This window comes from Halorussus sp. MSC15.2, from assembly GCF_010747475.1.
GTDB lineage: Archaea > Halobacteriota > Halobacteria > Halobacteriales > Haladaptataceae > Halorussus.
On record NZ_VSLZ01000003.1, the window covers coordinates 381,114 to 394,835 of the forward strand.

Genomic DNA, 13,722 nt, shown 5'->3' on the forward strand with positions numbered 1-13,722 from the left:
GCACGCGCCTTGTCCCGTCGCCTTCCTGCGATTTTTCCCGGCGAAAGCTTTACCAATTCACTTGTCCTAGCGGGGACACGATGAACGACGAGCGACTCCCGAGCGGCGCGGGACTCCCCCGAGAGCGACGCCCGCACGTCGGGCACTCCCCCGAAGTCGGAGGTGAGGCATGGAACTGATAATCACCGAGAAGGACAACGCGGCCAGACGCATCGCCGACATCCTGAGCGGCGAGTCGGCCGACGCCGAGCGCAAGAACGGTGTGAACGTCTACAAGTGGGGCGGCCGCCGGTGCATCGGCCTGTCGGGCCACGTCGTCGGCGTGGACTTCCCCGACGAGTACAACGACTGGCGCGACGTGGAACCGGTCGAACTCATCGACGCGCCCATCGAGAAGAAGGCCACGAAGGAGAACATCGTCTCCACCCTCCGCGTGCTGGCCCGGAAGGCCGACCGAGTGACCATCGCGACGGACTACGACCGCGAGGGCGAACTCATCGGCAAGGAGGCGTGGGAACTGGTTCGGGAGGTCAACGAGGAGGTCCCCATCCAGCGCGTGCGGTTCTCCTCGATTACCGACAACGAAGTCACCGAGGCCTTCGAGAACCCGGACGAACTCGACTTCGACCTCGCGGCCGCGGGCGAGGCGCGACAGGAGATAGACCTCATCTGGGGCGCGGCGCTCACCCGGTTCCTCTCGCTGTCGGCCCGCCAACTGGGCGAGGACTTCATCTCGGTGGGCCGGGTCCAGTCGCCCACGCTGAAGCTCATCGTGGACCGCGAGCGCGAAATCGAGGCGTTCGACCCCGAGGACTACTGGGAACTGTTCGCCGACCTGCTGAAGGACACCGACGACGAGACCGCGGAGTTCGAGGCCCAGTACTTCTACCGCGACGAGGACGGCAACGAGGCCGAACGCGTCTGGGACGAAGAGACCGCAGAGGCCGTCTTCGACGCGCTCGACTCGGCCGCCGCGGCGACCGTCGAACGAGTCAACCGGCGCACTCGGACCGACGACCCGCCCGCGCCGTTCAACACCACGCAGTTCATCCGGGCCGCCGGGAGTCTGGGCTACTCGGCCCAGCAGGCCATGAGCATCGCCGAGGACCTCTACACCGCGGGGTACATGACCTACCCCCGGACCGACAACACGGTCTACCCCGACGACTTGGACCCCGAGGAACTGCTCGACACGTTCTCGGGCAACTACCACTTCGGCGACGACGCTGACGACCTGCTCGAACTGGACGACCTCGAACCCACCGAGGGCGACGAGGAGACCACCGACCACCCGCCGATTCACCCGACCGAGGACGTGCCGACGAAGGGCGAGTTGAGCGACGACGAGTGGGAGATATACGAACTCGTCGTCCGGCGGTTCTTCGCCACCGTCGCCGAGTCCGCGACGTGGGAACACCTCAAGGTGGTCACGAGCGTGGGCGACCACAAACTCAAGTCGAACGGCAAGCGCCTCGTGGAGGAGGGCTACCACGCGGTCTACCCCTACTACAACAGTTCCGAGAACTACGTGCCCGACGTGACCGAGGGCGACGAGTTGGCGATAACGGACGCCAGCATCGAGGACAAGCAGACCCAACCGCCCCGCCGCTACGGCCAGTCGCGGCTCATCGAGACCATGGAGAAGATGGGGGTCGGGACGAAGTCCACCCGCCACAACACCATCGAGAAGCTCTACGACCGGGGCTACGTCGAGGGCGACCCGCCGCGACCCACGCAACTGGCGAAGGCCGTGGTCACGGCCGCCGAGAAGTTCGCGGACCTCGTGGTCAGCGAGGAGATGACCCGCGAGTTGGAGGAGGACATGACCGCCATCGCAGAGGGCGAGGCCGACCTGAGCGAGGTGGCCGACGAGTCCCGCGAGTACCTCCAGCAGGTGTTCGACGAACTGCGCGACTCCCGCGAGGAGGTCGGCGACTTGCTGCAGGAGTCGCTGAAGGCAGACAAGAAACTCGGTCCCTGCCCGGAGTCGGACCACGAACTGCTGGTCCGCCAGAGCCGAAACGGGTCGTACTTCGTCGGCTGTGACGGCTACCCCGACTGCGAGTACACCCTGCCGCTCCCGAACACGGGCAAGCCCCTCATCCTCGACGAGGAGTGCGAGGACCACGACCTCCGGCACGTCAAGATGCTCGCCGGACGCCAGACGTTCGTCCACGGCTGTCCGCTCTGCAAGGCCGAGGAGGCCGAGGAGGAGGACGACGAAGTCATCGGCGTCTGTCCCGACTGCGGGGAGGGCGTTGCGACCGAGGAGCAACGAGACGGAGGCGGCGAAGCCGCCGAAGAAGGCGGAGAACTGGCTATCAAGCACCTCCAGAACGGCTCTCGACTCGTCGGCTGTACCCGGTATCCCGACTGCGACTACTCGCTCCCGCTGCCGCGGCGGGGCGACATCGAAGTCACCGACGAGCGTTGCGAGGAACACGACCTGCCGGAACTCGTCGTCCACAACGGCGACGAACCGTGGGAACTGGGCTGTCCCATCTGCAACTACCGGGAGTTCCAAGCCCGCGAGAGCGAGTCTGGCAGCGACCTCGAATCGCTCGACGGCATCGGCGAGAAGACCGCCGAGAAGCTCTCGGCCGCGGGCATCGAGAGCATCGAGGACCTGAAGGACGCCGAGGTCGAGACCGTCGCCTCGGAGGTACAGGGCGTCAGCGAGGACCGGATTCGGGGCTGGCAGGCGAAGGCGGACTGAGGAGAGACGACCGAGAAGAGACGTTTCTCTTCGTTCTATATCGTCGTTTTGCGTGCCATACCTGCTGTGTCTGCGGTCGGCGCGCGCTTGCGCGCCTCCCTGGCGCGCACTCATGCGCGAGGAATGAGCATCGGAGGGAACGACCGAGAAGCGAAATCGGTTGGGGAGGCGTGTGGCTCGTGCTGTGCGGTGTCGATGCGGTACTCATTGGCTCAAGCAACAGCTAGCGTCCGGATATTGCATGCACAGGGAAAGATACCTGCCTGTCAGTCGCTCGTCGCGTTCTCCACGATTTCGATTTCTTCGTCGGTCAGACCGTAGAGTTCGTAGACAATCTGGTCGATGAGTTCGTCGGTCTTCTCGATTTTCGCGTCCAGTTCCTCGGCGCGCTCCTTCGCCTCGATATAGCTTTGTAGTCCGTCCTCTCCGTCGTCCACTGCGGGGACTGTTCCTCCCCTCCGGTTCCGAAGAGGTTTTAGCACGGAATACGGTTTACACGAATAATGACTGCACCGTGGGCCGAATGGGACCACATCGTCAAGTTAGACCCCGACAAGAGTCTCGCGGCGGGCGAGACCTTCGAGGACGTCTGCCGGACCGGCACCGACGCCCTCGAAATCGGCGGGACGCTCGACATGACCCAAGAGAAGATGCAGCGGGTCATCGACGCCTGCGCGAAGTACGACGTGCCGCTGTATCAGGAACCGAGTAACCCGGCGGTCGTCGTGGACCACGAGGCGCTCGACGGCTACCTCGTGCCGACCGTGCTGAACGCCGGGGACATCGCGTGGGCGACTGGGTTTCACAAGGAGTGGGTCAAGACCAGCGACGTGAACTGGGACCGGACGACCACCGAGGCGTACGTCATCATGAACCCCGACGCCAGCGTCGCCGAACTCACCGACGCCGACTGCGACCAGTCGCCCGAGGACGTGGCGGCCTACGCCGAGGTCGCCGAGCAGATGTACGGCCAAGAGATAATCTACGTGGAGTACTCCGGCGTCTTCGGCGACCCCGACGTGGTCGAAGCGGCAGCGGACGCGCTGGAGGAAGCCACCCTCTTCTACGGCGGCGGCATCCACGACTACGACTCCGCGCGGACGATGGCCGAACACGCCGACGTGGTGGTGGTCGGCGACCTCGTCCACGACGAAGGCGTCGAAGCGGTCCGCGAGACTGTCGAGGGCGCACAGGACGCAAAGAAGACCGCCGCCGAATCGGTCTGAGCCGCGTATCTGCGGACACTGCGCCGACTGCGTATTCGTCGGGTGCTTGATTCCGTCTCTACCGTTGTTCTCGGTGACTCACCTCTTATCCGTCTACCACGGGGCGATGGAGAACGTCGAGGAACTGCTCGGCCAGGACGAGAAGCGCGTCCGCATCAGCGTCGCGGACGGCGGAGAGTAGCCCCGCCGAGACACTTGCTACCAAGCTTCGGACAGGCCTTTTGGGGTCGGCGCGCCAGTTCCGTCCGACTCGAATGACCGCGTTTAAGAACGCCCCACGAGAACTCAGTGGTATGGAAGACCGAACGTACACCGCGGACGCCGAACCCGGCGACACGGTCACCGTGGCCGGGTGGGCGCACGAAATCCGCGACCTCGGTGGCATCGCATTCCTCATCGTCCGCGACACGACCGGCAAGATTCAGGTCAAGTTCGAGAAGGACGAGATGGACGACGACCTCGTGGAGACGGGCATCGGCGTCAACCGCGAGAGCGTCGTGACGGTGACGGGCGACGTGGAAGAGGAAGAGCGCGCTCCCACCGGCGTCGAAATCGTCCCGGACTCCGTGGAGGTAATCGCCGAGGCCGACCCCGAACTCCCGCTCGACCCCTCGGGCAAGGTGGACGCCGACCTCTCGACGCGACTCGACAACCGCACCCTCGACCTCCGCAAGGAGGAGACCAAGGCCATCTTCGAGATTCGCGCCGAAGTCCTGCGGTCGGTCCGCGAGGCGTTCCGCGAACTCGGCAGTACCGAAATCAACACGCCGAAAATCGTCGCCACGGGCACGGAGGGCGGCACCGAACTCTTCCCCATCACCTACTTCGGGCAGGAAGCGTTCATGAACCAGTCGCCCCAGTTGTTCAAGCAACTGATGGTCGGGTCCGGGCTGGAGCGCGTCTTCGAAATCGGCCCCATCTTCCGCGCCGAGGAACACAACACGCCGCGCCACCTCAACGAGGCGACCTCCATCGACTTCGAGAGCGCCTTCTTCGACCACCACGACGCGATGGACGCCTGCGAGACCGTCGTGAAAGCGGCCTACGAGGGCGTCGCCGAGAACTGTCAGGACCAACTCGAAGCGCTTGGCTACGAGGACTTCGAGGCCCCGGAAGGCGAGTTCCCGCGACTCTCCTACGAGGAGGCCATCGAGCGCATCAACGCCACCGGCGAACTCGACGAGCAACTGGTCTGGGGCGACGACCTGCCGACCGAGGGCGAGAAGGCGCTCGGCGACGACGTCGGCTCGCACTACTTCATCACCGACTGGCCCAGCGAAATCAAGCCGTTCTACATCAAGGACCACGACGACGACGAGCAGCTCTCGACCGGGTTCGACCTGATGGCCCCGAGCATGGAACTCGTCTCGGGCGGCCAGCGTGAACACCGCTACGACCGACTCGTCGACGGCTTCGAACAGCAGGGTCTCGACCCCGAGGCGTTCGACTACTACACCAAGATGTTCAAGTACGGCATGCCGCCCCACGCCGGATGGGGACTCGGCGGCGAGCGTCTCGTCATGACGATGCTGGGTCTGGAGAACATCCGCGAGGCCGTTCTCTTCCCGCGGGACCGCCAGCGTCTGAGTCCGTAGACGGACTACTCACTTTTTGCAGCGTCTTCGACCAGTTCGTACGCTTTTTCCCGGAGTTCGCCGGTCATGTGTAAGCCGTGGCTATCGACGCGCCGAACTAGCTCTTTGCCCTGTTCGGTGGTCATGTCACGTGCTTCGACTGCGCGCACGATGACGCCAATCGTCCCTGTGACCGTCGCGCCGAGACCGCGTGCGACGGTTCGGACACGCTGGTCGTCCGAGACGACACCGACCGGCCTTCCGTTATCGATTGCGTGAAGAACGTCGGTGATAATCTCCACGTCACCGTTTACGTCGGGTTCTCCGAGGACGGACTTCGCTTCGTCGTAGCGAGACGGCGAGTTCGGAGCGGCGACGTAAGAGAGGAAGTGTGATTCTGAGTCACGTTCGAGTTGTCGCTGGAGATTTGTCCGTGCAGGTTCGGTCGTCACTTCGTCTTCGACTCGCGGAACGACTTGGGGAGAACCGTCGAGACACGAGAGGAGGTCGAGTTCACCGATTCGACCCAACGCGACGAGCGTCGTCGCATCTACCAAGACTCTCATAACTCGCGTGCAGATTCAGCATCGGCATCCAAGTCGTCGGTAGATAACTGCGAGGTCAAATTTCGTTCGCGAGCGATTTCGAGCCACTCGGCCAGAGAGACCCCAGCGATTCGGGCCGCCTCGTTGACCGATATCTCTCCCGATTGATAGCGCTCGACCGCAATCCGAACGCGAAGGTCCCGAAGCCCCTCTTGCAGTGCCTTTCTGATAGTCGTACTCTTGTCCTCTTCCAGCAGGTCCGCGACCTCCTCCAAGGTCGCTTCCTCGTCGTCGGGGATGCGTGCGCTTATCGACGGCATGTATACAGTGTACTACAGCGTATTCTCGTATAAGGTTATGGTCGATATCTCAACCGACTCACCCCGACTCCTGCTCGGCGGTTCCCTCTTCGACGTCCACGTCGATGTCTTCGGGGTCGGTCCCGCCGCGGATGCCGTGGCCGTACTTGAGGAGGCCGACGAAGACGGACCCGCCGATTACGTTGCCGACGGTCGACCACAGCAAGAAGTGCGCGAAGTCGAGGGCGGTGATACCCTGCCGGGCGAACATGCCGAGCATGACCTCGACGCTCCCCGCGATGGAGTGGGGCAGGTGGGCCAACCCGATGACCACCGCGACCAACCAGACGAAGAACGCCTGACTGATGGTGTTCTGTCCGGCGGCGACCAGCCACGTCATCAGCCCCATCAGCCATCCGGCGAGGACGGCCGCCAGCACGGTGGTGGACCACGAGTACTTCACCAGTCCGTGAGCAATTTCCCCGAAGGCCGACATCTCGACGGTCGTTAGCTCCGGTCCGACCTGAACCGCGAGGAGCGAGAACAGCGCCCCGCCGACGAGGTTGGAGACGTAGATGACGCCCCACAGTCGGGCGAGTTTGGTAACGGACGCCTGTCCGTTGAGGACCGGCACGACGGCGAGCGACGTGTGTTCGGTGAACAGTTCCGACCGACCGAGGACGACGAAGATGAACCCGACGGCGTACGCGTTCGCCACCAGCAGTCCCGTCAGGGGGTCGGAGAACGCGCCGGAACTCATCGTGATTACGACCGCCATCAGGAAGGGACCGAAGCCGATGTCCAGTCCGGCCGACAGACCCGACAGCGCCAGTCCGACGTTCGAGCGCTGTAGCTGACTCAGTCCCTCCTCGATTTCCAGACCCAGAATCTCCTGATACGAGGTGGGCGACGGGTCGTTATCGGAACTCATGTACGGTGTGGGCGTACGATTACTCCGAGCGTGCGGAAGTGACTGATGGCCCGGCCGTCGCGCTGAACCGACCCGCCGCGACGAGCGCGGATTATAAAGGTTATACGGCCCGCCTCGAAACGTGAGAGTATGACCGACGACTCGTCGCGGGCGTTCGTGCCGGGCCACGTCACCGGCTTCTTCAGCGTCCACGACGCCGACGACCCCGAGCAGACGGGGTCCAGAGGTGCAGGGCTGACGCTCTCGGACGGCGTGACCGTCGAGGTCGAACCCGCCGCCGAGACGTCGATGCAGTTGAACGACGAATCCGCCGCGGTCGAAGCGGTGACGCGAGTCCTTTCGGCGCTCGACGTGGAAGCGCGCGTGACCGCGACAACCGACCTCCCCGTCGGCGCTGGCTTCGGCGTCTCGGGAGCGACCGCACTCGGAACCGCGCTGGCCGCCAACCGCGTCTTCGACTGCGGACGCTCGGAGAACGAACTGACGACCATCGCCCACGCCGCGGAGGTCGAGGCCGGGACCGGTCTCGGCGACGTGGTGGCCCAAGCCCGCGGCGGCGTCCCGATTCGACTCGACCCCGGCGCGCCCGAGTACAACCGCCTCGACGGCGTTCCCGGCCGAACGCGCGTCGAGTACCTGACGCTGGGCGAGCGCTCGACGTCGGCCGTGCTGTCGGGCGACACCGACCGACTCTCGAAGGTCGGCGTGGACAGACTGGTCGAACTCGTCGAGGAACCCACCCTGCCGACGCTGATGGAGTCCTCCCGCGAGTTCGCTCGGGAGGCCGACCTGCTCACGCCGGAGGTCGAGAGCGTCCTCGCCGACGTGCGCGAGGAGGGCGGCGAGGCCGCAATGGCGATGCTGGGCGAGACCGTGTTCGCGCTCGGCAACGGCCTGTCGCGTGCGGGCTACGACGCCGAGACCTGCGAGACCCACCCCGCTGGTGCGACGCTACGGATGGGCTGACATATCCGATAAATAATGTACGGGAGAAAGATATTGTAACTAACAGAAAATTACTTATTATAACTCTGAGGCGTGGTAGTTGCCGGTTCACGCTGGCAGAAAAATAATGATGAACTCGCCGACCCGAACCCTACTCGTTACGGTACTCGTCCTATCGTTGGCCGCCACGACAACCGCCGCCGGTGTTTCGAGCACGGAGAACGTAAACGACGAGGCGATTCCGGTCTCGTCGCTCGACGCGTTCGTCGCGAACGAGGACCCGGCAAAGTGTTCACTCAGTGGTATTTCCACCCAGTGTGGTGGCGGCGGTGGGACCGTCTGCACGCCGACGTCCGCCGAGATTTACTGCTGACGTATCGCTCGTCAGAGGTAGACCGATAGCTCCGTCACGACCACTCGTGACCGAATCAGACCGCTTTTTCACGCTTCAGTCCCGACGACAGGGCATGACCGAGATTCCCGACGACCATCCGCGCGCCGAGTCGCTCCGGACCAGACACCGAATCGAGGCGGGCGTCGAGAAGGGCATCACCAGCAAGCAGGGTCTCATCGCGCAGGGCCGAGGCGAGGCGTACGACTACCTGCTCGGCGAGGAGACGATTCCGAGCGCCGACCGAGCGGAGCGCGCGGCCGCGGCCCGACTCCTGCTGGCCGACCACGCGGTCCTCTCGGTCAACGGCAACGTCGCGGCGCTCGTGCCGGGGGAGATGGTGGAACTGGCGGACGCGGTCGGTGCCGACCTCGAAGTGAACCTGTTCAACCGGACCGAAGAGCGCATGGCGGCCATCGCCGACCACCTCCGCGACCACGGCGCGACCGACGTGAAGGGTCTCGCGGCCGACGCCCGGATTCCGGGACTCGACCACGAGCGCGCGAAGGTGGACGAGGACGGTATCTACGACGCCGACGTGGTCCTCGTTCCGCTGGAGGACGGCGACCGGGCCGAGGCGCTCTCGGCGATGGGCAAAACCGAAATCGTCGTGGACCTGAACCCGATGTCGCGGTCGGCCCGGGTCGCCGCCGTCCCGATTATCGACAACATCGTCCGGGCCGTGCCGAACGTGACGAAGCACGCACGGGAGTTGCAAGACGCCTCGCGCGAGGAGTTGGAAGCCATCGTCTCGGAGTTCGACCGCGAGGCGGCGCTGGAGCAAGCAGAGCGGGCGATTCGGCAGGGCGACCTCGACTGAGACGGAGCGGTTGCTACATCTTTTTACCTCTCGAACACAACTACGTGACGATTACATGACGCTTCGAAACGCACTCCTCGGGGGGATATCGCCGTGAGCGAGTACGAGGTCCGCTATATCGACCGCACGCTACCCGGACCCGAGTCGGTTCGCGACGCGCTCGCCGACGTGGACGAGGCTCTCGCCGACCAGCGACTCCTCAGACTCTGTCGCGTCCTCTATCCCGCGGTCAGGGTCCGCGTCGCGTACCGGCCGTCCGGAGACCCCGAACCGGTGGCCGCACGAATCAACGTCCTGCTCGACGGACTCGACGCGGGCCACGAACCGGACCTCGCGGCGTTCGCCGAGAAGAGCGGGTCGCCGATTCCTGTCTCGCTCGTCGGTCAGTACCGACTGGGGACTCACGCCGGTCCGGAGTCCGTGCTCCCGCTGGAGTTCGTGCGCTCGAAGCGGACCGCCACGAGCGAACTGGCCGACACCCTGCGACGGACCGACGACGACTCGGTCACCGAACTCCGGGAACGGTTCGGACTGCCCGCCGACTTCGACCCGTCGGGACCGGTCGAAATAGAGGATGCGACCAGACTCTACCTTCCGTTTTGGCTCGCCCAGTTCGGCGGTGAGACCGCGAACAGCGAGCGCGTCGTCGCCTTCCGCGACGTCGGGTGGGTCGAGACCGACGACTCCGCCCGCGAGGAGACGTGGCTCTCGGACCACGTCGCTGGCGACCCGGCGTTACTCTCGCGAGTTCGGGAAGTAGCCCGCCTCGACGACCCGACGCCGTTCGAGGAGCGCGCGCCGTCGGACACACGCGACGGGACGGAGAGTCGGCCCGCCGACGAGACGGGGACCCGACCCGGCAAGGAGTCGCAGAGTTCGTCCGACCTGAGCGTCGGGAGAGGCGGGGCGTCCGCCGGGAACCCGCCGGAGGAGACGGACTCCGAGATAACAGTACCCGACGACGTAGAGTTGTCGGTCTCCTCGATTCTGGAGACCGACCCGGAGCGCGACTTCGCCGACGTGGGCGGCATGAGCGACCTGAAGGAGACGCTCAGGGAGTTGGTCCTAAAGCCGCTCGAAGAACCCGAGAAGTACGAGAAGTACGGACTGGGCGTCACCGACGGCGTGTTGCTGTACGGTCCGCCGGGGTGCGGAAAGACCCACGTCGCCGGAGCGCTGGCGGGCGAACTCGACCGCCACTTCCTCTCGGTCTCGCCCAGCGACCTGACCAGCAAGTGGGTCGGCGAGGCGGCCGACAACGTCGCCGACGTGTTCGCGGTCGCTCGCGCCAACGCACCGTGTCTGGTGTTCATCGACGAGATAGACGCCGTGGCCAGCGACCGGAGCGGACGGATGACCAACACCGAACAGCAGATGGTCAACCAACTGCTGACGGAACTCGAAGGCGCGAGCGACGACGACGTGGTGGTGTTGGCCGCGACCAATCTCGTGGAGGACGTGGACGACGCGGTGTTGCGTTCGGGCCGGTTCGACGAGCGCGTCGAAGTGACCCCGCCGGACGCCGAGGCGCGTGAGGCGATTCTCGAGGTCCACCTCGACGGGCGGCCCACGGCGTCGGAACTCTCGCTGACGGAGGCGGTCGAGCGGACCGCGGGCTACGCCGCCAGCGACCTCGAACTCGTCGCCGAACGCGCGGCGCGGGCCGCGCTCGCGGACGACGCCGACATCGGCGAGGCGCATCTGCTCTCGGCCGCCGACGAGGTGGAGACGAGCATCGCCGGATGGCTCGACCAGTACGACGTGGCGGCGGACGTCGCGGCCGACGAGGAGGGCGTCCGACAGCCCCCGGGCGTCTCGCTGGACGCGGAGCAACTCCTCGACGCGCCGCCGTCGCGGGACTTCACGGCCGTCCCCGGGATGACGGAGACGACCACCGCGCTCCGGGAGCGCGTCCTCGACCAACTCGAAAATCCCGAGCAGTACGAGGACTACGGCGTCGATTCACCGGACGGCGTCTTACTGTACGGCCCGCCGGAGTGCGGGAAGACCTACCTGAGCCGGGCTATCGCGGGCGAACTCGGCTGGCCGTACCTTCGCGTGACGCCACCGGCGTTGGCCGTGGAGTGGGACGGGACGCCCGAGGAGAACGTCGGGGACGCGTTCGAGGTGGCGCGAGCGAACGCGCCCTGCGTGCTGTTCGTGGACGACCTCGACGCGCTCACGCCCGGCGGCCGAGGCGCGAGCGACCGGGGACTCTCCCACCGCCTCGCTGCCGAACTGGACGCGGCACCGCCGGAGGTGTTCGTCGTCGGGACGACCCACCTCGTCGAGGACGTCGCCGATTCGGTGTTGCACGCGGGCTGTTTCGCCGACCGCGTCGAGGTTCCGCTCCCGGACGAGGAGACCCGCGAGGCGGTCCTGCGCGAGGCGCTGGACGACCGCCTCCTCGGCGACGTGGACTGGGACGTCGTGCTCGAAGCGTCGACGGGCGACAACGTCAGCGACCTCCGGTCGGTCGCCCAGAGCGCTGCGCGAGCGGCGCTCCGGGAGGGCGAGGCGGTGACGACCGACCACCTCGTCGAGGCGCTCGACGCGGTCGGCCAGAGCGTCGCCGACTGGAGCGAACGGAATCGGTACGCCGACAGCGAGTACGGGTCGGACCTGCGGACCGTCTTCTGAACGCGACCGGACGGTAGCTTCGACTCGTCGGTATCGTGAGTATTCGTAAAAATCGCAGTACTGTGTGTCGCGTAGCGCGACGTGTTTTCCGACTTACGCCCGGACGACGTTCGTCGCGCGGGGACCCTTGGGGGCGTCTTCGATGTCGAATTCGATGTCAGTTCCCTCTTCGAGGTCGGGACCGCCAACGTCCTCCATGTGGAAGAACACGTCGTCGTCCGCGTCGTCGGTAGAGATGAAACCGTAGCCGCCTGTGTCGTTGAAGAAATCAACAGTTCCGTTTGCCATTGCAACTATAGAGAGGCCGGACGCACGGATAACGCTTCCGAGAGTCGAGATATCACGGGTGTCGGGGGTTTGGGCCGGTTTTCGATTGCGAGGGTCGGGTTGTAGTCCACGTTCGATTCCGAGACGATACGACGCTGTAGCTAGCTACTGCCGCCACCTCCGAGTTACCGCAACCGCACAGCACCGCCCTCAGCCCTCTCCAACCTCCTCTCTCACTGCGTCCGGTCGTCACTCGCACGGGAAAGGTTCGACATGGAGTCGCGCCGGAAGACGAACCGCGTCTTCCGAACCCTCGGTCGCTTCTCTCCCGAGGATGCCAGCGCGCGCCGAGTTGACGGTGTCACCGTCACGCACTCAATTCGGAACCTCTTTCAACCACGCCGTAATACCACTTAGTTGTATGAGCGAATTCGACCAGTTCAGCGACGTCGGCGAGGCGGAAGTCACCCGCGCTATCGGACAGGAGTGGACCGAGGAGTTCATGGACTTCTCGGACAGTGACGTCATCATCGTCGGCGGCGGTCCGTCGGGACTGACGGCCGCCAAGGAACTCTCCGAACGCGGCGTCCAGACGATGGTCGTCGAGAAGAACAACTACCTCGGCGGCGGGTTCTGGCTCGGCGGCTTCCTGATGAACAAGGTGACGGTCCGGGACCCGGCCCAGCAGGTGCTCGACGAACTCGACGTGGACTACAAGGCGTCGCAGGACTCCGAAGGTCTCTACGTGGCCAACGGACCCGAGGCCTGTTCCGGTCTCATCAAGGCGGCCTGCGACGCGGGCGCGAAGATGCAGAACATGACGGAGTTCACCGACATCGTGATTCGGGAGGACCACCGCGTCGGCGGCATCGTGATGAACTGGACGCCGGTCCACGCGCTCCCGCGCGAGATAACCTGCGTGGACCCCATCGCCGTGGAGGCCGACCTCGTCATCGACGCGACGGGTCACGACGCCATGGCCGTCTCGAAACTCGACGAGCGCGGCGTGCTCGACGCGCCCGGCATCGGCGACGCGAAGGAGAACGCGACCGGTATGGACCAGACCGGCGACGACTCCTACGGCGCGCCGGGCCACGACTCCCCGGGCCACGACTCGATGTGGGTCGGCAAGTCGGAGGACGCCGTGGTCGAACACACCGGTCTCGTCCACGACGGTCTCATCGCGACCGGGATGGCGACCGCGACGACCTACGGCCTGCCGCGGATGGGACCGACCTTCGGCGCGATGCTCATCTCGGGCAAGCGCGCCGCCCAGTGCGCCATCGACGAACTCGGCGTTGACGCCGACCCCGTGGACATGACCACGCGGACCGCGTCGGCTGACGACTAGCCCTTTTTACTTCGTCG

12 protein-coding genes and 1 pseudogene are annotated in these 13,722 nt (G+C 65.4%); 7 read left to right on the top strand and 6 right to left on the bottom strand.

The genetic code is table 11. The annotated features are described in order from the left end of the window. The first annotated feature begins 169 nt into the window (after positions 1–169). Positions 170–2,716, top strand: a complete 2,547-nt coding sequence (locus FXF75_RS13240) for a DNA topoisomerase I (RefSeq protein WP_163522346.1) — start codon at positions 170–172, stop codon at positions 2,714–2,716. 266 nt (positions 2,717–2,982) lie between these two features. Here FXF75_RS13240 and FXF75_RS13245 read toward each other — a convergent pair. Then, positions 2,983–3,168: pseudogene (locus FXF75_RS13245) on the bottom strand (restriction endonuclease); the annotation flags it as partial. Between the two features lie 51 nt (positions 3,169–3,219). Here FXF75_RS13245 and FXF75_RS13250 point away from each other — a divergent pair. Then, positions 3,220–3,942 (top strand): phosphoglycerol geranylgeranyltransferase, encoded by a 723-nt coding sequence (locus FXF75_RS13250; RefSeq protein ID WP_163522347.1) that lies wholly within the window; start codon positions 3,220–3,222, stop codon positions 3,940–3,942. Between the two features lie 293 nt (positions 3,943–4,235). Next, positions 4,236–5,537: an aspartate--tRNA(Asn) ligase gene (aspS, locus tag FXF75_RS13255; RefSeq protein WP_163522348.1), complete on the top strand. Its 1,302-nt coding sequence runs from the start codon at positions 4,236–4,238 to the stop codon at positions 5,535–5,537. A gap of 5 nt (positions 5,538–5,542) precedes the next feature. On the opposite strand, the gene FXF75_RS13260 is transcribed toward aspS, so the two are convergent. The 3 genes from FXF75_RS13260 to FXF75_RS13270 are packed head-to-tail and all read right to left on the bottom strand — an operon-like array spanning position 5,543 to position 7,291. After that, positions 5,543–6,082, bottom strand: coding sequence for a hypothetical protein (locus FXF75_RS13260; RefSeq protein WP_163522349.1), 540 nt, complete (start codon positions 6,080–6,082; stop codon positions 5,543–5,545). Next, positions 6,079–6,381: a UPF0175 family protein gene (locus FXF75_RS13265; protein ID WP_163522350.1), complete on the bottom strand. Its 303-nt coding sequence runs from the start codon at positions 6,379–6,381 to the stop codon at positions 6,079–6,081. The genes FXF75_RS13260 and FXF75_RS13265 overlap by 4 nt, the downstream gene beginning before the upstream one ends. A gap of 58 nt (positions 6,382–6,439) precedes the next feature. Beyond that, positions 6,440–7,291, bottom strand: a complete 852-nt coding sequence (locus tag FXF75_RS13270) for a formate/nitrite transporter family protein (protein WP_163522351.1) — start codon at positions 7,289–7,291, stop codon at positions 6,440–6,442. Positions 7,292–7,420: 129 nt separating this feature from the next. On the opposite strand from FXF75_RS13270, the gene FXF75_RS13275 reads away from it, so the two are divergent. Beyond that, positions 7,421–8,257: a pantoate kinase gene (locus FXF75_RS13275; RefSeq protein WP_163522352.1), complete on the top strand. Its 837-nt coding sequence runs from the start codon at positions 7,421–7,423 to the stop codon at positions 8,255–8,257. Between the two features lie 87 nt (positions 8,258–8,344). On the opposite strand, the gene FXF75_RS13280 is transcribed toward FXF75_RS13275, so the two are convergent. Continuing rightward, entirely contained in the window at positions 8,345–8,581 is a 237-nt protein-coding gene (locus FXF75_RS13280) for a hypothetical protein (protein ID WP_163522353.1), read from the bottom strand. A gap of 122 nt (positions 8,582–8,703) precedes the next feature. Between FXF75_RS13280 and FXF75_RS13285 the strand changes: the two genes are divergently transcribed. Together FXF75_RS13285 and FXF75_RS23335 are read left to right on the top strand one after the other, a co-directional pair. After that, on the top strand, positions 8,704–9,447 hold the full coding sequence (locus FXF75_RS13285) for a 4-phosphopantoate--beta-alanine ligase (RefSeq protein WP_163522354.1): 744 nt from the start codon (positions 8,704–8,706) through the stop codon (positions 9,445–9,447). A 93-nt stretch (positions 9,448–9,540) separates the two neighbouring features. Continuing rightward, positions 9,541–12,087 carry an ATP-binding protein gene (locus FXF75_RS23335; RefSeq protein WP_163522355.1) on the top strand — a complete coding sequence of 849 codons (2,547 nt, stop codon included), beginning with the start codon at positions 9,541–9,543 and terminating at the stop codon, positions 12,085–12,087. A gap of 93 nt (positions 12,088–12,180) precedes the next feature. Here FXF75_RS23335 and FXF75_RS13295 read toward each other — a convergent pair whose 3' ends face one another. Beyond that, the gene (locus tag FXF75_RS13295) at positions 12,181–12,375 is read right to left on the bottom strand and encodes a cold-shock protein (protein WP_135826496.1); all 195 of its coding nucleotides are present in this window, start codon (positions 12,373–12,375) and stop codon (positions 12,181–12,183) included. A 400-nt stretch (positions 12,376–12,775) separates the two neighbouring features. On the opposite strand from FXF75_RS13295, the gene FXF75_RS13300 reads away from it, so the two are divergent. Next, positions 12,776–13,705, top strand: a complete 930-nt coding sequence (locus FXF75_RS13300; RefSeq protein ID WP_163522356.1) for a sulfide-dependent adenosine diphosphate thiazole synthase — start codon at positions 12,776–12,778, stop codon at positions 13,703–13,705. Positions 13,706–13,722 lie beyond the last annotated feature (17 nt).